At 72.9% G+C, this 22,207-nt stretch carries 20 protein-coding genes; 14 read left to right on the top strand and 6 right to left on the bottom strand.

The genetic code is table 11. From position 1 onward, the window contains the following. Nucleotides 1-36 precede the first annotated feature (36 nt). The 5 genes from ygfZ (at nucleotide 37) to dtd (ending at nucleotide 4,202) form a co-directional block, all read left to right on the top strand. Nucleotides 37-1,188, top strand: coding sequence for a CAF17-like 4Fe-4S cluster assembly/insertion protein YgfZ (gene ygfZ / locus AC0QU1_RS24460; protein WP_483573139.1), 1,152 nt, complete (start codon nucleotides 37-39; stop codon nucleotides 1,186-1,188). A gap of 61 nt (nucleotides 1,189-1,249) precedes the next feature. After that, the gene (locus AC0QU1_RS24455) at nucleotides 1,250-2,365 is read left to right on the top strand and encodes an FUSC family protein (protein WP_483573137.1); all 1,116 of its coding nucleotides are present in this window, start codon (nucleotides 1,250-1,252) and stop codon (nucleotides 2,363-2,365) included. Nucleotides 2,366-2,428: 63 nt separating this feature from the next. Beyond that, nucleotides 2,429-2,764 carry a DUF2516 family protein gene (locus AC0QU1_RS24450; protein WP_483573135.1) on the top strand — a complete coding sequence of 112 codons (336 nt, stop codon included), beginning with the start codon at nucleotides 2,429-2,431 and terminating at the stop codon, nucleotides 2,762-2,764. After that, nucleotides 2,761-3,780 carry an asparaginase gene (locus tag AC0QU1_RS24445; protein WP_483573133.1) on the top strand — a complete coding sequence of 340 codons (1,020 nt, stop codon included), beginning with the start codon at nucleotides 2,761-2,763 and terminating at the stop codon, nucleotides 3,778-3,780. Before AC0QU1_RS24450 ends, AC0QU1_RS24445 begins: the two co-directional genes overlap by 4 nt. Continuing rightward, nucleotides 3,777-4,202, top strand: coding sequence for a D-aminoacyl-tRNA deacylase (gene dtd / locus AC0QU1_RS24440; protein WP_483573131.1), 426 nt, complete (start codon nucleotides 3,777-3,779; stop codon nucleotides 4,200-4,202). Before AC0QU1_RS24445 ends, dtd begins: the two co-directional genes overlap by 4 nt. Nucleotides 4,203-4,205: 3 nt before the next feature. On the opposite strand, the gene AC0QU1_RS24435 is transcribed toward dtd, so the two are convergent. Further along, complete coding sequence (locus tag AC0QU1_RS24435; RefSeq protein WP_483573129.1) at nucleotides 4,206-6,272, bottom strand: helix-turn-helix transcriptional regulator; 2,067 nt, start codon at nucleotides 6,270-6,272, stop codon at nucleotides 4,206-4,208. Between the two features lie 450 nt (nucleotides 6,273-6,722). On the opposite strand from AC0QU1_RS24435, the gene AC0QU1_RS24430 reads away from it, so the two are divergent. The 5 genes from AC0QU1_RS24430 (at nucleotide 6,723) to AC0QU1_RS24410 (ending at nucleotide 13,765) form a co-directional block, all read left to right on the top strand. Next, nucleotides 6,723-8,399, top strand: a complete 1,677-nt coding sequence (locus tag AC0QU1_RS24430; protein WP_483573127.1) for a glycosyl hydrolase family 18 protein — start codon at nucleotides 6,723-6,725, stop codon at nucleotides 8,397-8,399. A 141-nt stretch (nucleotides 8,400-8,540) separates the two neighbouring features. Beyond that, complete coding sequence (locus AC0QU1_RS24425; RefSeq protein WP_483573125.1) at nucleotides 8,541-9,080, top strand: RNA polymerase sigma factor; 540 nt, start codon at nucleotides 8,541-8,543, stop codon at nucleotides 9,078-9,080. A gap of 55 nt (nucleotides 9,081-9,135) precedes the next feature. Next, nucleotides 9,136-9,987: a hypothetical protein gene (locus AC0QU1_RS24420; RefSeq protein ID WP_483573123.1), complete on the top strand. Its 852-nt coding sequence runs from the start codon at nucleotides 9,136-9,138 to the stop codon at nucleotides 9,985-9,987. Between the two features lie 73 nt (nucleotides 9,988-10,060). Further along, on the top strand, nucleotides 10,061-10,504 hold the full coding sequence (locus tag AC0QU1_RS24415) for an OsmC family peroxiredoxin (protein ID WP_483573121.1): 444 nt from the start codon (nucleotides 10,061-10,063) through the stop codon (nucleotides 10,502-10,504). Nucleotides 10,505-10,648: 144 nt separating this feature from the next. After that, nucleotides 10,649-13,765: an FAD-binding and (Fe-S)-binding domain-containing protein gene (locus AC0QU1_RS24410; RefSeq protein WP_483576802.1), complete on the top strand. Its 3,117-nt coding sequence runs from the start codon at nucleotides 10,649-10,651 to the stop codon at nucleotides 13,763-13,765. Between the two features lie 167 nt (nucleotides 13,766-13,932). Here AC0QU1_RS24410 and AC0QU1_RS24405 read toward each other — a convergent pair whose 3' ends face one another. After that, on the bottom strand, nucleotides 13,933-14,466 hold the full coding sequence (locus AC0QU1_RS24405) for a YcxB family protein (protein ID WP_483573119.1): 534 nt from the start codon (nucleotides 14,464-14,466) through the stop codon (nucleotides 13,933-13,935). A gap of 69 nt (nucleotides 14,467-14,535) precedes the next feature. Beyond that, nucleotides 14,536-14,865 carry a cupin domain-containing protein gene (locus tag AC0QU1_RS24400; RefSeq protein WP_483573117.1) on the bottom strand — a complete coding sequence of 110 codons (330 nt, stop codon included), beginning with the start codon at nucleotides 14,863-14,865 and terminating at the stop codon, nucleotides 14,536-14,538. A 225-nt stretch (nucleotides 14,866-15,090) separates the two neighbouring features. Between AC0QU1_RS24400 and AC0QU1_RS24395 the strand changes: the two genes are divergently transcribed. The 3 genes from AC0QU1_RS24395 (at nucleotide 15,091) to AC0QU1_RS24385 (ending at nucleotide 17,506) form a co-directional block, all read left to right on the top strand. Then, nucleotides 15,091-16,329, top strand: a complete 1,239-nt coding sequence (locus AC0QU1_RS24395; protein WP_483573115.1) for a hypothetical protein — start codon at nucleotides 15,091-15,093, stop codon at nucleotides 16,327-16,329. Between the two features lie 80 nt (nucleotides 16,330-16,409). Continuing rightward, nucleotides 16,410-16,850 carry a hypothetical protein gene (locus AC0QU1_RS24390; protein ID WP_483573113.1) on the top strand — a complete coding sequence of 147 codons (441 nt, stop codon included), beginning with the start codon at nucleotides 16,410-16,412 and terminating at the stop codon, nucleotides 16,848-16,850. Nucleotides 16,851-16,900: 50 nt separating this feature from the next. Further along, the gene (locus AC0QU1_RS24385; protein ID WP_483573111.1) at nucleotides 16,901-17,506 is read left to right on the top strand and encodes a nitroreductase family protein; all 606 of its coding nucleotides are present in this window, start codon (nucleotides 16,901-16,903) and stop codon (nucleotides 17,504-17,506) included. Nucleotides 17,507-17,582: 76 nt separating this feature from the next. On the opposite strand, the gene AC0QU1_RS24380 is transcribed toward AC0QU1_RS24385, so the two are convergent. Beyond that, on the bottom strand, nucleotides 17,583-18,566 hold the full coding sequence (locus tag AC0QU1_RS24380) for an aldo/keto reductase (RefSeq protein WP_483573109.1): 984 nt from the start codon (nucleotides 18,564-18,566) through the stop codon (nucleotides 17,583-17,585). 84 nt (nucleotides 18,567-18,650) lie between these two features. Between AC0QU1_RS24380 and pdxR the strand changes: the two genes are divergently transcribed. Continuing rightward, nucleotides 18,651-20,288, top strand: a complete 1,638-nt coding sequence (gene pdxR / locus AC0QU1_RS24375) for a MocR-like pyridoxine biosynthesis transcription factor PdxR (RefSeq protein ID WP_483573107.1) — start codon at nucleotides 18,651-18,653, stop codon at nucleotides 20,286-20,288. Here the strand turns inward: pdxR and AC0QU1_RS24370 are convergent. Further along, nucleotides 20,282-21,139, bottom strand: coding sequence for a CofC family guanylyltransferase (locus AC0QU1_RS24370; protein WP_483573105.1), 858 nt, complete (start codon nucleotides 21,137-21,139; stop codon nucleotides 20,282-20,284). The two genes, pdxR and AC0QU1_RS24370, sit on opposite strands and share 7 nt — an antisense overlap. Continuing rightward, entirely contained in the window at nucleotides 21,136-22,128 is a 993-nt protein-coding gene (cofD, locus tag AC0QU1_RS24365) for a 2-phospho-L-lactate transferase (protein WP_483573103.1), read from the bottom strand. The genes AC0QU1_RS24370 and cofD overlap by 4 nt, the downstream gene beginning before the upstream one ends. Nucleotides 22,129-22,207: the final 79 nt, after the last annotated feature.

The following is a 22,207-nucleotide window of genomic DNA, read 5'->3' as shown; positions in this document are numbered from 1 at the left end:
GCCTCGCCCGCCCACGACGCTGCACCTGAGGTGAGCATGGATTACGAGAGCCCCCTGTTGAGCCGGCACGGCGCGGTCGCCGCCGCCGGGCCCGACGCCGGCGTCGCCTGGCACTACGGTGACCCGACGGCCGAGCAGCGCGCGCTGTCGCGCGGCGGGGCGGTCGTCGACCAGTCGCACCTCGGGATCGTCCGGGTCGCCGGGCCCGACCGGCTGAGCTGGCTGCACTCCATCACCTCGCAGCAGCTCGAGGACCTGGCCCCGCGGACCAGCACGGAGCTGCTGGTCCTGTCGCCCCAGGGCCACATCGAGCACGCGGCGGGCGTGGTGGACGACGGCGAGGCCACCTGGCTGGTCACCGAGCGCGAGTCGGCGCCCGGGCTGGCCGCCTGGCTCGACCGGATGAAGTTCATGCTCCGCGTCGAGATCACGGACGTCACGGAGCAGTGGGCCGCTATCGGCGAGCCCGTGGCCGCCGACGGCATCGAGGGCGAGCCGGTGACCTGGCACGACGCCTGGCCGAACGTGGTCGGCGGCGGCACGCGCTACGGGCCGCCCGAGACCGAGCACCCCGGCGCGGCGCGGCCGTGGCGGCTCGTCCTGGTGCCCCGCGCCGACCTGGTGGCCGAGGTCGACGCCCGCGAGGCCGCGGGCTGGCCGCTCGCGGGCACGTGGGCGACGGAGGCCCTGCGGGTCGAGGCGTGGCGCCCGCGGCTCGGGCGCGAGGTGGACGGCCGCACCATCCCGCACGAGCTGGACTGGCTGCGCACCGCCGTCCACATCAACAAGGGCTGCTACCGGGGCCAGGAGACGGTGGCGCGCGTGCACAACCTCGGCCGCCCGCCGCGCCGGCTGGTCATGCTGCACCTGGACGGTTCGCAGCACCTGCTCCCGGAGGCCGGCGCGGAGGTGCGCCTCCCGGCGTCGGACGGCGGGGAGGGCAAGGTGGTCGGGACGCTCACCTCGATCGCGCGTCACCACGAGCTGGGGCCGATCGGCCTCGCGGTGCTCAAGCGGAACGTCCCCGAGGACACCGAGCTGATGGTGTCCGGCGAGGTGTCGGGGCAGGTCATCGAGGTCTCGGCGGCCCAGGAGGTCGTGGTGCCCGGCGACGGCATGTCGGTCGACCGGCCGGAGGCGCACGGCCCGCTCACGCCGGGGCTGCGGGGTCCGGCCAGCCTGATCTGATCCCGGGGGCTTGTCGGACGCCATCGTCCACGCCAGGTGCGGCGGATGCGAAGATGCCTCCGTGACCTCATTGCCCGGCTCGGCCGACGAGATGTGGCGGAAGGCCATGCGCACGCTCATGCTGCGCACCCGGTTGCGCCAGGGCTGGACGCGCGCGAGGGCCGGCCTGATCCCGATCGCGCAGGCCTCGCTTGCCGCCGGCGTCGCGTACCTCGCGGCCCGGTACCTGCTGGGGCACGAGCAGCCCTTCTTCGCGGCGATCGCGGCCTGGGTGCTCCTCGGGTTCACCGCGCAGCGCGACGTCCGCAAGGTGTCCGAGATGGCGGTGGGGGTGGCCGTCGGCGTCGGTATCGGCGACCTGATCGTGCACCTGATCGGGTCGGGCTGGTGGCAGCTCAGCCTCGTGCTGTTCATCTCGGCGGTCGCGGCGCGGTTCATCGACCGCGGCGCCCTGCTGGTCACCCAGGCGGGTGTGCAGGCGATCATCGTGGTGGGCCTGCCCTCCGTCTCCGGCGGGCCGCTCGGACGCTGGACCGACGCCCTGATCGGCGGCGGCGTCGCCCTGCTCGTCGCGCTTCTCACCCCTGGTGACACCCGGCGCCGTCCGCGCGCGCTGGCCGAGCGGGCGGTGACAGAGCTCGCCGAGACCCTGGAGACGCTCGCCCGCGGCCTGCGCTCACGCGACACGGACGACGTCGGCGCCGCCCTGGTGCGCGGCCGGGCCTCCGAGCCGGTGCTGGCCGAGTGGCAGGAGGCCGCGCGAGGCGCCCGCGAGCTGGCGCGCATCTCCGTGGGGCGGATGCACCGCGGCGAGCTCGCCCGCCTGGAGGAGCAGGCGGTGCTCGTCGACCGGACCATGCGGTCCGTGCGCGTGCTCGCCCGCCGCGTGCTCCCCGTCATCGAGGGGGACCACGACGTCGAGCCGGTGGCCGGACTGGTCGAGGAGTTCGCGTCGGGCGTGCGGCTGCTCGCGTCCGACGTCGGCTCAGGGGGCGACGGAACCCGCGGACGTGCCGCGCTGACCACGGTGGCCGCCCGCGTGGACCCCCGGACCGTGGGCGAGGGCGACTGGCAGGTGCAGTCGCTGGTGATGCTGCTGCGGTCGCCCGTTGTGGACACGCTGGAGGCCGCCGGCGCGTCCCCGGCCGAGGCCCGCGACGCGCTGCCCGAGCTGTAGTCCGGCGGGTCCCGCCCTCGCCGCGTTCAGGGGCTCGCGTCCCGGGTGCCGTAGGCTCACGCCGTGGGAATCTTGCAGTGGATCGTCATGGCAGCGCTCGCGCTCGTGGTCTTCGTGGTGCAGGTGGTCGCGCTCGTCGACGCCGCGCGCCGGCCGGACAGCGGCTACCGCGCCGAGGGCCGCGTGCCCAAGGCGGGATGGCTGGCGATCCTGGGTGTCGCCGCGGCGCTCGGGTTTCTCGGGCTGCCGCAGGGCTGGCTCCAGGGCGGCTTCATGTTCGGGTCGTTCCTGAACATCATCGCGGTGGCCCCCGCGATCATCTACTGGGTCAGCGTGCGCCCGCGCCTGCAGCCGTACGGCACGGGCAACAAGCCGCGCGGCCCGCAGAGCGGCTGGTGACGGCCGACGCCGCACCGCTCGCCGAGGTCGTCCGCGGCGACCTCGTGGAGTCGGTGCACCTGGGACACCTCGTGGTGCTCGACCCGTCCGGCCGGCCGGTGGTCCAGGCGGGCAACCCGACCGCGCCGATCTGGCCGCGGTCGTCCCTGAAGCCGGTGCAGCTCCTGGCGATGCTGCGCGCCGGCCTGGAGCTGCCGGACCGCCTGCTGGCGCTGGCCGCCGCGAGCCACAACGGCGAGCAGATGCACCTGGAGGGTGTGCTGCAGATCCTCGGCTCGGTGGGCCTGGGCTCCGACGCGCTGCGCAACACGCCCGACCTGCCGCTGTACCCGCCGGCCGCGCTCGAGTGGCACATCGCGCCGCACGACGGCGGGCCGGGCCCGGCGCCGCTCGCGCAGAACTGCTCGGGCAAGCACGCGGCGATGCTCGCGACCTGCCGCGCGCAGGGCTGGGACCTGCAGACCTACCTCTCGGCCGAGCACCCGCTGCAGCGCACGATCCGCAGCACGATCCTCGACCTGACGGGTGACGCGGAGGTGGTCATGCGGACCACCGTCGACGGCTGCGGCGCGCCCCTGTTCTCCACGACGCTGCTCGGCCTGGCGCGCGCGTTCTCGCGGATCGCCGCCGCGCCGACGGTCGACGTCCGCTCGCACGAGGCCCGCGTGGCCCGCGCGATCTCCGCGCACCCCGAGATGGTGGGCGGCACCGGCCGCGACGTCACGCTCGCGATGCAGGCCGTGCCGGGCCTCGTCGCGAAGGACGGCGCCGAGGGCGTCTACGCCGCCGGTCTGCCCGACGGCTCGGCCCTCGCGTTCAAGGTGCTCGACGGCTCCGCCCGCCCCCGCCCTGCCATCCTCGCCGCGGCCCTGCGTGCCGCCGGCGCGGCGGGGCTGCCCGGCGTGTACCCGGGCGGGCTCGACGGCCTGGGCCGCGTGCCGGTGCTCGGCGGCGGGAGGCCGGTCGGCGAGGTCAGGGCCGTCTTCGCCGACGCGTACGCGGAGGGCCGCCGGTGAGGGCGGTGCTCCAGCGCGTCACCCGCGCGTCGGTGGTGGTCGACGGCGAGGTGGTGGGCGCCATCGACAAGCCGGGCATCCTGGCGCTGGTCGGCGTGACGCACGACGACGGGCCCGCCCAGGTCGAGACCATCGCCCGCAAGATCGCCGAGCTGCGGATCCTGCACGACGAGCGGTCGGTGGCCGACGTGGGCGCGCCCGTGCTCGTCGTCAGCCAGTTCACGCTGTACGGCGACGCCCGCAAGGGGCGCCGTCCCACGTGGAACCAGGCGGCGCCCGGGCCGGTCGCCGAACCCCTCGTGGACGCCGTCGTGGCCGCGCTGCGGGAGCGCGGCCTGACGGTCGAGACCGGGCGGTTCGGCGCCGACATGCGGGTCGAGCTCGTCAACGACGGGCCGGTGACGATCCTGCTGGAGGCGTGACGCTCACCCCCTGAGCGCCAGCACCGCCAGCTCCGTCCGGGAGCGCACCCCGAGCTTGCGGAACACCCGCCCCAGGTGCACCTCGACGGTGCGGACCGACACGTAGAGGTTCGCGGCGACCTGCCGGTTCGTCCGGCCCTGCACCACGAGCCGTGCGACGTCGAGCTCCCGCTCGGTGAGCAGGTCGACCCAGTCCCCGCACAGCTCCGGCCGCCCGCCGTCCGCCTCGCCTGCCGGCTCGGCCGAGGCCTCCGCCGGGGCCGGTCCGGCGGGGTCCCGACGAGGCCGGCCCGCGGCACCCGTGGCTCGGGCGGCGTCGGGGCGGCCCCCGGCGTCCGGCACGAAGTCCGGCGTCCGCAGCGCCTGTTCCGCGATGTGCTCCCAGGCCTTCGCGCCGGACTCCTCGAACAGCTCGTGGGCGCCGAGCAGGTGCGCTGCGGCGTCGCCGGGCAGGCCGAGGCGGGCGAACGCGCGGGCGGCGACCAGCTCCGTGAGGCCGCGCTCGAACGTGGAGCCCACGCGCAGCGACGCCTCGACGGCCCGTTCGCGGGCCTTGTTCACGCCGGAGGCGTCGGCGAGGGCGAGCTCGGCGCGCGCCAGGTCGAGGCGGCGCCGTCGGACCGGACCGCCGGAGAAGCCGTGGCCGCCGATACTCGTGCCGGCCGGCCCGACCCCCGACAACCCCGGCCCGCCCGGGTAGCCGCCCGACGTGTCCGACCCGACGGACGGCAGGACGCGCAGGCGCAGCCGCTCGTGCGAGCGGCGGGCGGCGCGCTCCTGGCCCGCGAGCACCAGCAGCTCCACCGGGTCGGGCGTGGGCAGCCAGAGGCGGCGCAGCTCGTCGCCGCCCCGCTCGGCCGCCAGTCCGAGCAGCGTGGCGGCCTCGACCCAGCGGCCGTCGAACACGGCGGTCTGCGCTCGGTCGCCCAGCGTCGCGGCGCGCACCACCGGTGCGACCTGTCCAGGGACTGCCGTCTCGAGCGCCGCCGTCGACCGGCTCAGGTGCCCGTCCCTGACCAGGTCGAGGCGGCGCGCCAGGGCTATCCCGAGCCCGCCGAAGGCGAGGGTGACGGGCAGACGCTCGACGGCGTCGTCGAGCACCGAGGCCGCTTCGGTGATCTTGCCGAGGCGCAGCGCGAGGTACGACTGCGCCACCCGGAGGTGCGCCTCCGCGAGCGGGGTCATGGCGTCCGACGGACCGTCGAACCACCGGCCGAGCGGGCGTGCGGGGGCCAGCTCTGCGGCCTCGGACAGGATGGCGGCCGCCTCGCCGGGCGCCCCGTCGAGCAGGCGCATCGTCTTGCGGGCCGCGGCGATAGCCGCCCGGTCCGGTCCCGCGCCGTCCTCGGGGACGACGGCGTCGGGCCGGCCTTCCAGGAGGGACAGCGCGATGCCGAGCGAGCGGGCGGCATCGGGCGCACCGGCGGCGGAGGAGCCACTGCCGGAGGGGTTGGTGGCGCGGCGGAGGTACACGACGGCGTCGTGCACGTGCCCCGCCCACAGCGCCGCCCGCCCGGCGACCGCGAAGGCGCGGGCCCGGACCGTGTCGGTGCCGTGGCTCGCGGCCTCGCGCGCCACCTCGTGCGCGCGGTGCACGTCGCCGCGTGCGAGGTGCTGCTCGGCGAGCTCGACGAGGCCGTCGGCGAGCAGGGGATCGCCCGCGAGCGTGCTCAGCGCCGTGTGCCACATGGCGACGAGCGGCTCGTCGGCCTTGCGGTGCACCTCGGCCAGCGCGACGTGGGCGGCGGTGCGGGCGGCGAGGTCCGCGTCGTCGTGCACGACGGAGCGGATGCGCGGGTGGTGGAACCGGAACCGGCCGCCCACCAGGTGCAGGTGGTGCCCGGCCGGTCCGGCCATGAGGGTGTCGATGTCTGTGCCGGAGGCGGCGAGCAGCACCTCGGTGCGGTCCACCACGGCGACGGCGGCGACGAGCAGCACGCGGCGTGCGTCGTCGTCGAGGCCGAGCGGGCCGACGGCCTCTCGGACGGCGCGTGCGGCAGGCAGCGGGTCCGGCATCATCGCCGTCCCGAGCAGATGCTCCTCGTCGAGCATCCGTGCTGTCTGGTCCACACAGCCAGGTTCGTCACCCACGAGGCGCGTGAGCTCGCGCGCGACGTGGGGCGCCACGGTGCGGTCACCGAGGGGGAGCGGAAAAACGACTTGCTGGGGCAGCGCGGTCATCGTCGAGCCTCCCGAATTCGTTCACGGTGCTCGCAAGTATGACCTTCTCGGGTTTCACCCGCATCAACCTGAGGGCACGACTTTTGGTGCCATACGACGTCAGACGTGCCATCGTGCCCCACCGCGACAAAAGAGATATCTGGTACTGCACGAGGTTGTTTCGGTGGTGAAGGTTTCAGACCGAAACAACCTCGTGCCGTCCGCCAGGTTCCACTACGTAGTCCCATCGTGTGGAATTCCCTTATTCCCCGTTAACGCAGGTTTCCTTACTTTTAACGGAGCGTGACCCGGCGCGAGCACCGGCACCGGACAAGGCTGACCGGACCAGAGAGGGAAGACATGGACTCGACGTACCAACCGTCGTCAGGCATCGGCAGGACGACCCGACGAATCCTCGCGGGGGTGGCCGCGGTCGCCGTGGCGGCCTCCGCCGTCGTGGCCGGCGCGAGCCTGCTCAGGGCGAACGCGGCGGAGACGGAGCCGGCGGGGGCCGCCGCGAGCTCCGCGATCAACGGCTTCCGTAGCGTCGGCTACTTCACGCAATGGGGCGTGTACGGCCGCGGCTACCAGGTCAAGCAGATCGACACGTCCGGCGTGGCCGACGAGCTGACCCACATCAACTACGCGTTCGCCAACATCCACCACCAGAACCTCGAGTGCTTCGAGGCCAACAAGGCGCAGGGCGAGGGCCCCAACGGGTCCGACGGCGCGGGCGATGCCTGGGCCGACTACGGCATGGGCTACACGGCGGCCAACTCGGTGTCGGGCGCCGCCGACACCTGGGACCAGCCGCTGGCGGGCTCCTTCAACCAGCTCAAGCAGCTCAAGGCCAAGCACCCCGACCTCAAGGTCATGATGTCGATCGGCGGGTGGACCTGGTCCAAGAACTTCTCCCTCGCCGCCGCCACGGACGCCTCGCGCCAGAAGTTCGTGTCGAGCTGCATCAACATGTTCATCAAGGGCAACCTGCCGGTCATCGACGGCCGCGGTGGCGCGGGCGCGGCGGCCGGCGTCTTCGACGGGTTCGACATCGACTGGGAGTGGCCGGGCTCGCCGAACGGCAACGTGGGCAACCACGTGGACCCCGTCAACGACGCGCGCAACTTCAAGCTCCTGCTCGCGGAGTTCCGGGAGCAGCTCGACGCGCTCGGCGCGACGACCGGCAAGCACTACGAGCTCTCGGCGTTCCTGCCCGCCAACCCCGCCGACATCGAGGACGGCGGCTGGAACGACCCGCAGATCTTCGAGTACCTCGACTTCGCCAACGTTCAGGGCTACGACCTGCACGGGGCCTGGGACCCGGACCTCACCGGGCACCAGGGCAACCTGCACCACGACCCCGCCGACCCGCGGGAGGCGGCGCGCCAGTTCAGCGCGGACCTCGCCGTCCAGTCGTACCTGGACGCCGGGATCGACCCCGCACAGCTCGGCCTCGGCCTGGCCATGTACGGCCGCGGCTGGACCGGCGCGACGTCGTCCGCGGCGTGGCGCACCGCCACCGGTCCCGCCTCGGGCCAGTGGGAGGCGGGTATCAACGACTACGACGTGATCAAGAACGTCGGCACCGGGTACTACGACGCCAACCTCGGGGCCGCCTGGCGGCACGACGGCAACAACTGGTGGTCGTACGACAACACGCAGTCCGTCACCGCGAAGGCCCAGTACATCCGGTCGCAGGGCCTGGGAGGGGCCATGTGGTGGGACCTGTCCGGTGACCGGTCGGGTGAGCTCACCGGCGCGCTGCAGGGTGTGCTCGGCAGCGGGACGCCCGGTCCCGTGGAGGACGACGAGGACCCCACCGACCCGACCGACCCGCCCACGGACCCGACCGACCCGCCCACGGACCCGCCGGGTGATGCGTGCAGCTCGGCCGCGTGGAGCGCCTCGGCGGTCTACGTGGGCGGCAACACGGTGTCGCACGGCGGCCACGAGTGGCGCGCCAAGTGGTGGACCCAGGGCGAGACGCCCGGCACCACGGGCGAGTGGGGCGTCTGGCAGGACCTCGGCCCCTGCTGAGAAGGCCCGTGTGAGCTGAGAAAGCCCGTGTGATCGGCAAAACGTCAGGTGATCGGCAGCTTCGAATGCCGATCACCTGACGTTTTGCCGATCACCCTGTTTCGCGTGCAAGGGGGTGGGGGGTCGCGACAGAGTGGGGGAGTGGATGACGGACCCGGCGCCCCGCACGAACGGCCCCCGCACGACGAAGCCTGGTTCAGCGCGCTCTTCGACGCACACTCGCGCGCGCTCTACTCCTACTTCGTGCGCCGGCTGCCCGACGGCGGCCGCGCCTCCGACGCGGAGGACCTCGCCGCCGAGGTGCTCGCCACCGCGTGGCGCCGGCGCGGCGACGTGCCGGACGGCGCCGAGCTGCCCTGGATGTACCGCACCGCCGGCTTCGTGCTGGCCAACCACCGGCGCAAGCTGCGGGCGCTGCCCGTCGCCGCCGTCCCCGACGAGCCGGACGACGTGGATCCCGCGACGCTCGCCGCCGCCGACGACACCGTGCGCCAGGTCCTGTCCCGGCTGTCCCCGCGGGACCGGCGCATCCTCCTGCTCGTCGCCTGGGACGGGCTGTCGGGCGAAGACCTCGCCCAGGTGCTCGGCGTCTCCCGCGGCGGGGCCGACGCGGCCCTGTCCCGGGCGCGCGCCCGGCTCCGCGAGGCGTGGGACGCCAACGAGCAAGCGGTGGACGCATGAGCACATGTACAGGGTGGGTGCGGCGCGCGGCCGGGCACGGTACGGAGGAACAGCGATGAACGAGCACGAACGACAGGGGGACCCGGCGTTCGACCGCCTGGTGGCGGCGGATCCGGCCAAGCGTGCGCCCGACCCGGTCGAGAGCGTGCTGCGGGCCAAGGTCGACGCGCTGGTCGCCGGGTCGGGGTCGGGGCCGCTCGCGGAGGTACGGGCGCCGGCGGAGCCTGCCGGGTCCGGGCAGGCGGACGAGCTGGCGGCCCGTAGGCACCGGCGTCGGACGCCGTGGCTCGTGGCGGCTGCCGTTGCGGGGATCGTCGCGGCCGGCGGTGGCGGCTACCTGGTCGGGGAGTCCGGGTCGGGAACGCCCACCGTGGCGGCGGACCAGGGTGAGGCGGAGTCCGCGGCGTCGCCGTCGCCCCTGGCCGTACCGGACAGGGCGGAGGGCGAGCTCGAGACCCAGTCCGGTACCGAGGCCGAGGGCGTGCAGCCGCTCGACGCGGGCGGCGAGCTGTCCACGGCGACGCGGCTCGTGTTCCACGCGGGCGTCGGGCTGTCGGACGCGCCGCGGACGGCGGAGGTGCGCTCCGGGAGCGAGAGCCTGGGGGCGTACCCGGTGGTCAGCGAGGTGGAGGCCGTCGAGCGGCTGAGCGACCCGCGGTTCGCGGGCACGGTGCTGGGGCCCAGCGAGGCGCAGCCGGCGGGACGGGCGGCCGCGCCGGCGCCGGGGGGCGCGATCACCTGGCCGGTCCAGGACGTGACCATCGTGTCGGCGGCCCTCACCGAGGTGCGCTACACCCTGCCCGACGGCACGGTGCTCCACGTGCCCGCCTACGACCTCGCGGACGCGACGGGCAACGGCTGGACCGTGATGGCGGTGGACGAGGAGCTGCTCGACTTCACGCCGTGACGCGACCGGTCCGCCGGCGTCGTAGGGTCGGGCACGCACGGATATCTCCACCCCGAGTCGCAAGGAGTGCACCATGCCAGCACGTACCGCCCGCACCGCCTGGAACGGCACCTTCCAGGAGGGGTCGGGCCAGGTCGAGCTCTCGTCGTCGGGCGTAGGCACGTACGACGTGTCCTTCCCGGCGCGCGCCGCCGACGAGGCCAACGGCGTCACCAGCCCCGAGGAGCTGCTCGCCGCCTCGCACTCGTCGTGCTTCACGATGGCGTTCACGAACGAGCTGGGCCAGGCCGGCGCCACGCCGGAGCAGATAGAGGTCACCGCGGTGGTGACCCTCGGGCCGGACCCGGCCGGCGGTCTCTACATCAGCAAGAGCGAGCTGACCGTGCGCGGGTTCGCGTCCGGCATCGACGAGGCGGGCTTCAAGGCGGCGGCCGAGGCCGCGAAGGTCGGCTGCCCGATCTCCAAGGCGCTGGCCGGCGTGGGCGAGATCACGCTGGACGTCACCTTCGAGGGCTGATCTTCGAGGGCTGATCCGCCCGGGGCGGTCGCCTGGTGACCCTTGCCGGGCGGCCACCCTGGACGGGTGCGCCGTTTCTCACCCCGGTGGTGCGAGAATCGCGGAGTGCCATCGCAGACCCACGACGCCTCGCCCCGCAACGGCATGAACGACCGGAACCACACCGCTGACGACGCCGAGGCCGCCCGCACCGCGCGCGAGAAGGCGGAGGCCCGCGCCGCCAAGGAGGCGGAACGCCGCCGCGCGGAGAGCGAGGAGCGGCGCACCGCCGCCCGCCGGGCGGCCGACCACGCCGCCGACGCCGCGCGCGAGGCGGTCGCCGACGCGCTGCGCACCGTCGTGGGCTGCGACGTCGACACCAGCACCCGCCGCCGCGCCGAGTACTCCACCGACGCGTCGAACTACCGCGTGGTCCCCGACGGCGTGCTCTTCCCGGAGAGCACCGACGACGTCGTCGCCGCGCTCGGGGTACTGCGCGAGCTCGAGATCCCGGTCACGGCGCGGGGCGCCGGCACGTCGGTCGCGGGCAACTCCGTGGGCCCCGGCATGGTCATCGACCTGGGGCGGAACCTCAACCGGGTGCTGAGCGTGGACCCGGACGCACGGACGGCGCGGGTCCAGGCGGGCACCGTCATGTCCACGCTGCAGGCGGAGGCCAGGGCGCACGGTCTGCGCTTCGGCCCCGACCCGAGCACCCAGAACCGGGCGACGCTCGGCGGCATGATCGGCAACAACGCGTGCGGCCCGCACGCGGTCGCCTACGGGCGCACCGCCGACAACGTGGTCTCGCTCGACGTCGTGGACGGCACCGGGCGGCGGTTCACCGCGGGCTCGGGCGACCCCGAGTTCGCGGCAGTGCCGGGGCTCAAGGAGCTCGTCCGGGAGAACCTCGCGCTGATCCGCACCGAGTTCGGCCGGTTCGGCCGGCAGGTGTCCGGGTACTCGCTGGAGCACCTGCTGCCGGAGAACGGCTCGAACCTCGCCCGCGCCCTCGTGGGCACGGAGGGCACGCTCGTCACCGTCCTGGAGGCGGAGCTCCGCCTGGTCGAGACGCCGAGCGCGCCGACGCTCGCCGTCCTCGCCTACCCCGACATGGCGACAGCCGCCGACGACGTCCCCCGGCTCCTGGACCACAAGCCGCTGGCGATCGAGGGGCTGGACGCGCGCCTGGTCGAGGTCGTGCGGCGCGCCAAGGGCGCGCAGTCCGTCCCGGAGCTGCCCGGCCTGCGCGGTGCGGGTCGGGCCGCGGCCGGCTGGCTCATGATCGAGGTCGGCGGCTCGTCGCAGGCCGAGGCCCTCGGCCGCGCGGACGCGATAGCCGCCGCGTCGACGGCGCTGGACTCCCTCGTGCTGCCCGCCGGGCCGGACGCCACCAAGATGTGGCAGATCCGGGCCGACGGCGCCGGGCTCGCCGGCCGTACGCCGGCGGGCGAGCAGGCGTGGCCCGGCTGGGAGGACTCGGCGGTCCCGCCCGAGAAGCTGGGCCCGTACCTGCGCGACCTCCAGGCCCTCATGGACCGGTACGGCGTGGACGGCCTGCCGTACGGGCACTTCGGTGACGGGTGCGTGCACCTGCGGATCGACATCCCGCTGGAGACCTCCGGGTCGGTGCTGCGCACGTTCATGATGGAGGCGGCCGAGCTCGTCGCCAGCTACGGCGGGTCGCTGTCCGGCGAGCACGGCGACGGCCGCGCCCGGTCCGAGCTGCTGCCGCTCATGTACTCGCCAGAGGCGATCGCGCTGATGGAGCGGTTCAAGGCGCTGTTCGACCCGAAGAACCTGCTCAACCCCGGCGTCGTCGTGCAGCCGCAGGCCGTCGACGTCGACCTGCGGCGGCCGGCCGCCGCGCCCGTGCGGGCGAAGCTGCCCCTGGTCGGGAAGGGGTCCGGGCACGGCGTCCGGCGCAAGGCCGGGTACGAGGGGTTCTCGTTCGCGCACGACCACAACGACCTGACGACGGCGGTGCACCGCTGCGTGGGGGTGGGCAAGTGCCGGGCGGACACCTCGGCGTCGGGCGGCTTCATGTGCCCCAGCTACCAGGCGACCAAGGACGAGAAGGACGTGACCCGCGGGCGCGCCCGCGTGCTGCAGGAGGCGGTGAACGGGACCCTCGTGGGGGGCCTCTCGGCGCCGGAGGTGCGGGAGTCGCTGGACCTGTGCCTGTCTTGCAAGGCGTGCTCGAGCGACTGCCCGGCGGGCGTCGACATGGCGCAGTACAAGTCGGAGGTGCTGTACCGGACCTACCGGGGCAGGCTGCGGCCCGTCGACCACTACGCCCTGGGCTGGCTGCCGCGCTGGGCCCGCCTCGCCGGGCACGTGCCGGGGCTGGTCAACGGGCTGCTGGGCGTGAAGTGGATCGGTAAGGCGGTGCTGTGGGCGGGCGGCATGGACACCCGGCGGTCGATGCCGAAGTTCGCCGAGGTGCCGTTCCGGCAGTGGTGGGCGCGCGGCGGGGCGACGCACGGCGTGCCCGGCCTGCCCGTGGTCACGGAGCCCGGCCTCGGCGTGCCGGGGCGCGAGGCGGCGACGGCGGCCCGGCTCGCGACCAAGCCGAAGGTGGTGCTCTGGACCGACTCGTTCAGCGACTCGCTCTCGCCCACCGTCCCGCAGGCGGCGCTCAAGGTGCTGACCAGCGCGGGGTTCGACGTCATCGTGCCATCCGAGCAGGCCTGCTGCGGCCTCACCTGGATCTCGACGGGCCAGCTCGACGGCGCCCGGCGTCGGCTGCTCAAGCTGCTGGAGGTGCTGGGGCCGTACGCGGTGAACGGCATCCCGATCATGGGGCTCGAGCCGTCCTGCACGGCGGTGCTGCGCTCCGACCTGCTGGACCTGTTCCCCGACGACCCGCGCGCGCACGCGGTGGCTCGCATGACGCGGACAGCGGCGGAGCTGCTGACCTCGGACGACGTGCCGGACGAGTGGGAGCTGCCCTCCCTGGCGGACGTGTCCGCAGTGGTGCAGCCGCACTGCCACCAGCACTCGGTGATGGGCTACGAGGCCGACCAGGCGCTGCTGGAGAAGGGCGGCGCGCAGGTCGAGGTGCTGGCCGGCTGCTGCGGCCTGGCTGGCAACTTCGGTATGCAGAAGGGGCACTACGAGACGTCGGTGGCGGTCGCGGAGAACGCGCTGCTGCCCGCGCTGCGCGAGGCCGCTCCCGGGACCACCTACCTGGCCGACGGGTTCTCGTGCCGCACCCAGGCGCTGGACCTGGTGGGCGTGGAGGGCAAGTCCCTGCTGGAGGTCATCGCGGAGCGGCTGTAGGGCTTTGATGCGAGTGCTGCACGCTTGCCGGTGAGGAGCCCACCTGTGTCGGCTCCCGGGGAACTCTGCTCTCGGGAGTGTGTTGCTGGGAGTGGACGTTGCCTACCGTGCGCAACACCCCCCGGAGGCGGGCGATCCCTTGTGTCACCATCCAGACGGCGCTCAGATCAGCGCTTGTGGAGCGTGCCGACCTTGCTCGTGATGAGGTCGCGAACCGCGGCGTGGTCCTCGAGCGGGAAGGCGCTCTTGGGGAAGATGCAGACCGCCGTCGTCCCGCCCAGCCGGATGACGAGATGGAAAGCCGAGCCGGTCTCGACGGCCTTCCTGACCAGCGGCCACGTGTACGACGTCGAGACTTCGGTCCCGGTGTACGCAATGTGTTCGGCATCCAGCCGGAGCCGGTAGCCGTCTGGCGGCGCGGACCGCCAGTTGTGCCAGGCGAGCAGATCAGGGACGAACCCGAGCAGGAAGCTCAGCACGATGATCGGCAGCCAGACCGTCGTAACCAGGTAATCGGTCCCTGCGGACTCGACACGGATGATCGCCAGCACGGTGAAGGCGACCACGGTGATCACGCACAGCCAGCGGATCGCCTTGATCGTGGGCAGGAGCCCCAGGCCCTCGCGGCAGTTCGACATCGTCAGGTGCAGCTCGGCCTTGAAGACGCGCTGGGCCGAGACGTCGGGGGTGGGTTCGCTCACGCCCGGATCTTGGCACGGGTCTCGTGCCGGAAGTCGCCGTCGAGCAGGATTACACCCGGGTGAACCGGCTTACTCCAGCCACTCCGTCTCGAAGCGGTCGTTCGCGTGGATGTGGACCGCCTCGTAGAGGTCGGCGCCGAGGGTCTTGAACTTGTGCGGCACCATCGCTTCGATCACGAGGATCTGGCCGCCCTCGGCCACGAACTCCTCGCCGGCCACGGTGAACAGGGCCCGGCCGGACCGGATCACGAACGTCTCCGAGTAGGGGTGCCGGTGCAGGCGGGGACCGGTGCCGTCCTGCGCCACCCGCTCTAAGATGACGGACACCTCGGAGTTGTGGAGGTAGCCCTCGAAGTTGCCGTGCGGCAGCGTTGCCTGCTGGATCGCTTGGAGAGTCATGCGCCCAGGTTCGCGGGCGGTGTGCGACGCGGCAACCGAATTCGTCGTTCGCCGAACGACGACGACGCGGCCGTCGGCACGGCGTCTCTCCGGGTGGTAGTGCACGGACGCATACCTGGCTACTTTCGTTGATGCGCCCTTGGCGGATCGCTACATTGCGTAACGCGGCCGAGGAGCGTCTGGCTGCGGTGTATCCGAGCAAGGCGATTGCATAGAGGAGATGCCGTGCAGCGTCTGAAGAGAAGCCATACCTTGATCGGCGCGTTGGCGCTTGTCCTCACAGTGGCCGGGGGTACGGTGCCCGTGTCTGCTGATGTTCCCGCCATTTCGGCTGCGGCTCGCGCAGCCCTGCCCGAAGAATCGGGTCAGGTGGCTGTTGCAGGTACCGTAACTCGTGCTGGAAATCCTGTGGTCGCCGACTTGTTGGTTGTCGCATGGCCGGAGAGTGCCGTTCTTGACGCCATTCCTGAAGACGGCGTTGTCCCTAGGGTCACTCTTGCTGCGGGACGGACCACGGCGACCGGTGACTACTCAATTCCTGTCGACTTCAACAAGGTCCCAGCCGACTATATTGATGATTCGGGCCAGGTGGATATAGATCTGTTGCTAGCGGATGCCAGGTCTGAGGTAACGTGGTCCTTCTCACTTGTTGGCGATGGTGTCGGCTGGACTACCGCTGCAAGCGACGCGGGTTCGGGGTCGAATGTTTCGGTTGACCTTGATTCTGGCCGAGTCAAGGACAGCTCAATAGACGTGGAAACCATGGTCGACGCGGAGTTCGAGCCAGTAGGCAGCGATGTCGCTCAGGCCCAAACAACAACCGCGGTTGAGGATCGAAGCGCCTCGTTTGACCAGATGCTCGCCGCGTATGTGTCAGGCCGGTCCGCTCCGCTCGAGCCGATCTGTGACACTGTTCGTTCCGGAACGACGCACTCGGCCCGGGAGCGCTGGGCCTTGTCTCAAGGTACGACCAATGTGGGAGTTACTGCAAAGCAATCGCGGGATCTCTCCCACACGTTGGGCGTCGCCATTAAGGGGTCATCCGGGTGGAAGATGAGCGGTACTCTTGCGAGGAAGACCACCGTCAGCGGTGACGATGGGCCGTACCGTGCGGTCTATTACCACACGAATACGGTTCGCTATCGAGATTACAAGAACTCCTGCACCGGAAATACAACCAGGTCGAGACCGGAAGCGGTGACCGATATATTCTCTGGTGTTACAATCGTATCACGGAAGAATTGGTCGACCTGTGTCACCAAATCCAGCGGGACATACACCAAGGAGAGCGAAAAGAATGCGACAATATCTGGCGCACTGACGGTGCACACGGAGCTCACCGCGCAGGCCGGCTGGGGGTCGAGGGCATCACTGGCATTCAAGTTCGATGGCCCGTCACGCCTCTGCGGGAGCAATGGAAAGAGTTGGGTGGAGGCACCGCAAGTAGTAGCGAGGCCCAATTGAGGCGCTGGTGCCAGGCTCTCGCGGCCGTTGTGGTCGTAGGCGCTCTTTCTGGCTGCCAAGGGGCTCCGCTGGCGCCACGGGTGCAGTACCTCGGGACGGCCGTGAAGTCGGTGATTCCCGACATGGAGCGCGGCGAGGCCATGACGTTCGGCGACATTCCACTGTGCATCGATGATACTGAGGCGGGTCCGGTCCAGATCGAGTCGGTAGGGGTGCCTGCGGGATCCACGTTGGAGATCACTGCGTTCTCGATCGCTGAGGAGACCGACGGGTTCGGGAACGATCGCGTGACACTTGAGGGCGCAGGATTCGACCCGACGAGCAATAGCCTCTCTCGGCGCTGCGATGACGAGCCTGGTTGGCTCATCATCGAAGGATCGCGGTCGACGGCCGACAGTGCGTCAGCGGACGAACTGATCGTGCGCTACTCGTCCGAGGAAGGGGGATCGGAGCGAGTCGTGCCGATCCCCTACGGCATCGTGCTGTGTTCGCCCGATGAGACGGACCTCGAAGACTGCTGACCAAGAGACGGCTCGTCTTTCCCATCGACCCGGCGGGAATGATAAGCCTCATGGAGTTCCAGGACGTCGTCCGCAAGCGCCGCATGCATCGCAGGTTCACCGGCGAGCCCGTCCCGGCCGAGGCCGTCGACCGGATCACCCGCAACGCCGTCCGCGCCCCGAGCGCCGGGTTCAGCCAGGGCTGGGCGTTCGTGGTGCTGGAGACGGCGGAGGACCGGGAGCGGTTCTGGGCGGCGTCCACGCCCGGGACCTCCGAGCGCGACCTGTCGGCCTGGCTCGCGGGGATGCGGACGGCGCCCGTGCTCATCCTCGCGCTCGCGTCCAAGGCCGCCTACCTGCGCCGTTACGCGGAGCGGGACAAGGGCTGGACCGACCAGTCGGAGGCCCGCTGGCCGGCCCCGTTCTGGCACATCGACGTCGGCATGGCCTCGCTGCTCATGCTGCAGACCGCCGTCGACGAGGGGCTGGGCGCATGCTTCTTCGGCGTGCAGCCCGGCGAGGTGCCGGCGGTCCGGGCCGAGTTCGGCCTCCCCGACGAGTTCGAGATCACCGGGGTCGTCGCCGTCGGGCACCCTGCTGAAGGTGGGGCGAAGGGCTCGCCCATCCGCCGCAAGCGCAAACCCCTTGAGGAGGTTGTGCACCGCGGCGGGTGGTAAGCGCGCGGCCCGCTGCGCCCGGGCCCACGCGCCCGGCCCGTGCTTGGCGAGCGTGCCGCCCCGTGCCCGGCGGCCGTCAGGCGGCGTCGAGCCGCGCCCGCACGTCGTCGTCCAGCACCAGGTCGACGGCGGCGAGGGCCTCGTCGAGCTGGGCCACCGAACTCGCCCCGAACACCGGGACCACCGGGACCTCGCCGCCCAGGAGCCACGCGAGGGCCACCTGGTTCGGCGTCGCCCCGAGCTCGGACGCGACCTTCCGCAGCACGGCGACCCGCTCCCGCGAGCCCGCGTGGTCCGAACCGTCGTACATCGGCTTGTCGTCCCGCACGTAGATGCCCTGGTGCAGCGGCGAGTACGCGACCACCGTGAGCCCTGGCCGGCCGGGCACACCCGTGGACCGGGCGTAGTCCAGCAGCTCGGGCGTGGCCCAGTTGGTCCGGATCGGCTGCGGACGCGGGTACACGTAGCTGTAGCTCTGCTGCACGGCCCCGTACGGCGCCACGCCCAGCCGGGCCGCCGTCTCGCGCGCCTCGACGACCCGCCACACCGTGACGTTCGAGATGCCGGGGATCCCGACCACCCCTTCGTCGACCAGCTTGCCGAACGCGCCGACGGTCTCCTCCAGCGGCGTCTCCCGGTCGTCGACGTGCCCGTAGAGCAGGTCGATGTGGTCGATGCCCAGGTGGCGCAGGCTCTCGTGCGCCTCGCGGTCGATCGTCGAGGCGGCCAGCCCCTGGTAGTTGGTGGGCGGCGTGGTGGACAGCGGCAGGTTCGGGTCCTTCTTCGCGGCGCCCAGCTTGGTGGCGATCCGCAGCTCGTCCCGGTTGCCCCGCGCGGCGAGCCAGCGGCCGAGCACGTCCTCGGAGTCGCGGCCGTAGCCCCCGACCCACGCGTTGTAGTTGTTCGCCGTGTCGAGGAACGTGCCCCCGGCCTCGACGAACCGGTCCAGGATCGCGAACGACGTCTCCTCGTCCGTGCGCGTTCCCATGAACATCGTGCCGAGGCACAGCGTCGAGACCTCGAACGACGTGTGCCCGTTGTCCAGCGTGCGGTACTGCATGTCAGCTCCTTCGGCCGGTGGGTGTCTCCCGCCCGGTGCCCACCACGCTAGGCAGGGATCGGTCTGGTGGTACGGTCCAATGCCATGGCGACAGGCCAGACCAATTCCGCCGAGGTGCTCATCGCGCTCGCGCCCGGACCGGGCGCGCTGCGGCACCGGCTGGAGGGCGCGATCATCGAGGACATCGCGTCCGGCCGCCTCGCGCCCGGCACGGCGCTGCCGCCCAGCCGGACGCTCGCCGACGCCCTCGGCATCTCCCGCTGGGTGGTCACCGAGGCGTACGGGCACCTGGTGGGCAAGGGGATCCTCGAGGCGCGCACGGGTTCGGCCACGCGGGTCGCCTCCTCCGTGCCCGACGGCGTCGTGGCAGGTCAGGTGGGTACCGATCCTTCGGGCCCGGGTCACCCGGGCAGCGAAGGCTCGACGCTGGGGGCACGGCGGGCGTCGGGTGAGCCGGGGCGTGCGCCGTCGAGCCGAGGGCCGGAACGGCCGCCGTCCGACGTGGGACTGGAGCGCGCGCCGGACCGCGCGACGCACGACCTCGCGCCCGGCGTACCCGACCTGCGGCACGTCCCGCGCGAGGCCTGGCTGCGCGCGGCCCGCGACGCCCTCGCCGAGGCCACCAACCTGGACCTGGGCGGGCAGCCGCCCGCCGGGCACCCGGCGGCGCGGACGGCGGTGGCGACCCACCTGCGTCGGGCGCGGATCGTGTCGGCGCCCGACGCCGCCGTCGTGCTCACCCGGGGCGCCGCCGACGGCATGTCGCGGATCGCGGCCGCGCTGTCCGACGCCGGGCACACGCACCTGCTCGTCGAGGACCCGAGCTGGGCCGCCCTGCGCGACGTCGCCGTCGGCGCAGGTCTCACGCCCGTCCCCGTGCCCGTGGACGACGCCGGGATCGTCACGGACCGGCTGCGCGCGGAGGCCGCCCGCACCAGCGCCCGGGCCGTGCTGCTCACCCCGGCCCACCAGTTCCCGCTCGGCGCCGCGCTGTCCGACGACCGGCGCGCCGACGTGCTGGCCTGGGCCCGGGAGGTGGACGGGCTCGTGATCGAGGACGACTACGACGCCGAGTTCCGCTACGACCGCAGGCCGGTGCCCGCCCTCCAGGGCCTCGACCCGGACCGGGTGCTGCTGCTCGGCTCGACGAGCAAGACGCTGTCGCCCGCGTTCGGGATCGGCTGGATGGTGGTGCCGCAGCGCTGGCGCGCCGCCGTGCTGGAGGTGTCCGTCCGCCGCGGGCCCACGCCCGGCCCGGCGACGCTGGACCAGCTCACGCTCGCCCGGTTCGTCGCCGACGGCGCGTACGCGCGGCACCTGCGCGCGGCCAGGACCCGCTACGCCCGACGCCGGGCCGCGCTCCTGGCCGGCCTGGACCGTGAGCTGCCCGGCGCGCGGATCGGCGGGATCGCCGCTGGGATGCACGTGACGGTGGACCTGGCTGGGCTCGATCTGGCTGGGACAGTTCCGGCCGCGCTGGACGCCGCCGCCGTCGTGCGGGAGGGTGCCGCTCGGGACGTCTCGCTGGTCGACCTACGGCGGTACCAGGCGGCGCCGTCGGCCCGGTCGACCGTGCTCGTGGTCGGCTACGGAAACCTGGCCGACGCGCGCCTGCCGGAGGCGCTGCGGAGCCTGCGCGCGGCGGTCGAGGCGGCGGCCGCCCGAGAAAGAGATGCTGCGCTGACCGTGTCACCGACAGTAGACACTGCGCACTCTCAGTGACGCAGTCCTGGCACCTGCCGGCCGACGGCGGCGCGCACCTCCTCCGGAAGCTGCGACCAGTCGTCCGTGGTGTCCAGGTCGACGGCGGTGCCCGGCCGGTGCACGACCGTCGCCTCCAACCCCCAAGCCTCGGCCTCCGCAAGATGCGCCCCCAACGAGCCCTCCCCGAACCGAAACCTGAACCGCGACCGCGATCCGGCCGTCTCGAAGGGGCGAAGCGCCTCGAAGGGGACGAGCAGGAGGTTGGTGCCCGAGCGGTTGCGGTCGGTCGCGACGACGACCGGGGCGTCCTCGGCGAGGATCGCCTCGACGTCCGTCGGGGTCAGCGCGGGGAGGTCGGCGTGGGCTACCAGGAGACGGGCGCCGGGTGCCGGCTCTGCGACATCCGTCTGGGCTGGGCCCCCTTCGGCAGCGCCCGATGTGGTCGCGCCCACCTCGGTAGCATCGGTCCCGGCCGTGTCCCCTTCGGCAGCCCTCGGCGCATCCGTCTCGCCCGCCTTATCCGTCTCGCTCTGCGCGTCCGCTTCGCGCGCCCGGACGACGTCGCGGGCGTACTCCAGGGCGGCGTTCAGCCCCGGCCGGTCGGCGGGCTGTTCCAGAATCTCGACGGAGAGCCCGGCCAGCGTCTCCCGGGCGAAGGCCGGGTCCGCCGTCACCACGACCACACGTTCGATCCCGTCGGCGGCGAGGAGGGCGGTCACGACGTGCCGGGCCAGCACGCGGATGAGCCGGCGCCGCGACCCGGCGTCCAGCACCGCGGCCAGCCGGGACTTGCCGGAGACGCCGTCGCGCAGCGGCACCACCGCCGTCGTGCGCCGGCCATGCTGCGGGGGGCCGGACGTTGGGGTCACGCGAACGCCAGCAGCTCGCGGGCCAGGCGCTCGCGGCCGGGCGGGCCGCCCATGATCGTGTCGGTGACGTGCACCGTCAGGCCGAGGTCGGCGACGGCGTCGGCGAGGGCCGCGTCCCGCTCGTCGATGACCATGACGTCCACGAGGTCCGCGTAGATGCGGGCCACGCCGAGGGCGGACACCTCGTGCCCGAGGGACTCCAGGATCTGCGCGGCCGGGCCCTTGATCGCCTGTCCGCCCACGATGGGGCTCACCGCGACGCGGCGGCCGGATGCGGTCGCGAGGGCCTCGCGGACCCCGCGCACCGCGAGGAGCGGCTCGATCGACAGGAACGGGTTCGACGGCGCGAGGACCACCAGCTCGGCGGCCAGGGCATCGAGCACGCCGGGGGCGGGGCGGGCGGCGTCGGCCCCGGCGAAGTGCAGGCCCAGGACGGCGTCCGCGTGCCGCCGTCCCACGAAGTACTCCTGGAACCCGAGCCGGCCCGCCGGGGTGTCGACGAAGGTGGCGAGGTGGTCGTCGGTGGCGGGCAGGACCAGCGGGCGGACCCCCATCGAGCGGGCGATGTGCGCCGTGACGGCGGACAGCGGCTCACCCCGGCGCAGCCGCGCCGTCCGCACGATGTGGGTGGCGAGGTCGCGGTCGCCGAGGGTGAACCAGGTGTCCTCGCCCAGGTCCTTCAGCGCGGTGAGGGTCGCGTACGACTCGCCGCGCAGGCCCCAGCCGCGGTCCTCGTCGTTGAGCCCGGCGAGGGTGTACAGGACCGTGTCGATGTCGGGGGAGATGGCGAGGCCGTGGAGCTCGACGTCGTCGCCGACGTTCACGACGACGGTCAGGGCCGAGGTGCCGGCGTCGGGCGCCGTGGCGTCCGACGCGCCGTGAGGCGCCGTCGCGTCCGGGGTACCGGTGGGCGCCGAACCGAGCGCGAGGTCGAGGCCGTGCGCGAGCCGCGCACCGCCGACCCCGCCCGCGAGGAGGGTGACGTTCACGCGTCGAGCCTACGTGCGCGGGACCTGTCGGAACCGCGCCGACGTGTCAGATCCGCCACAGGCAGAGAGCGGCCCGAGC

This window comes from Promicromonospora noduliphila (assembly GCF_056951025.1).
The sequence above is the reverse complement of the archived record's forward strand: the minus strand, read 5'-3'. Positions and strand labels throughout refer to the sequence as shown.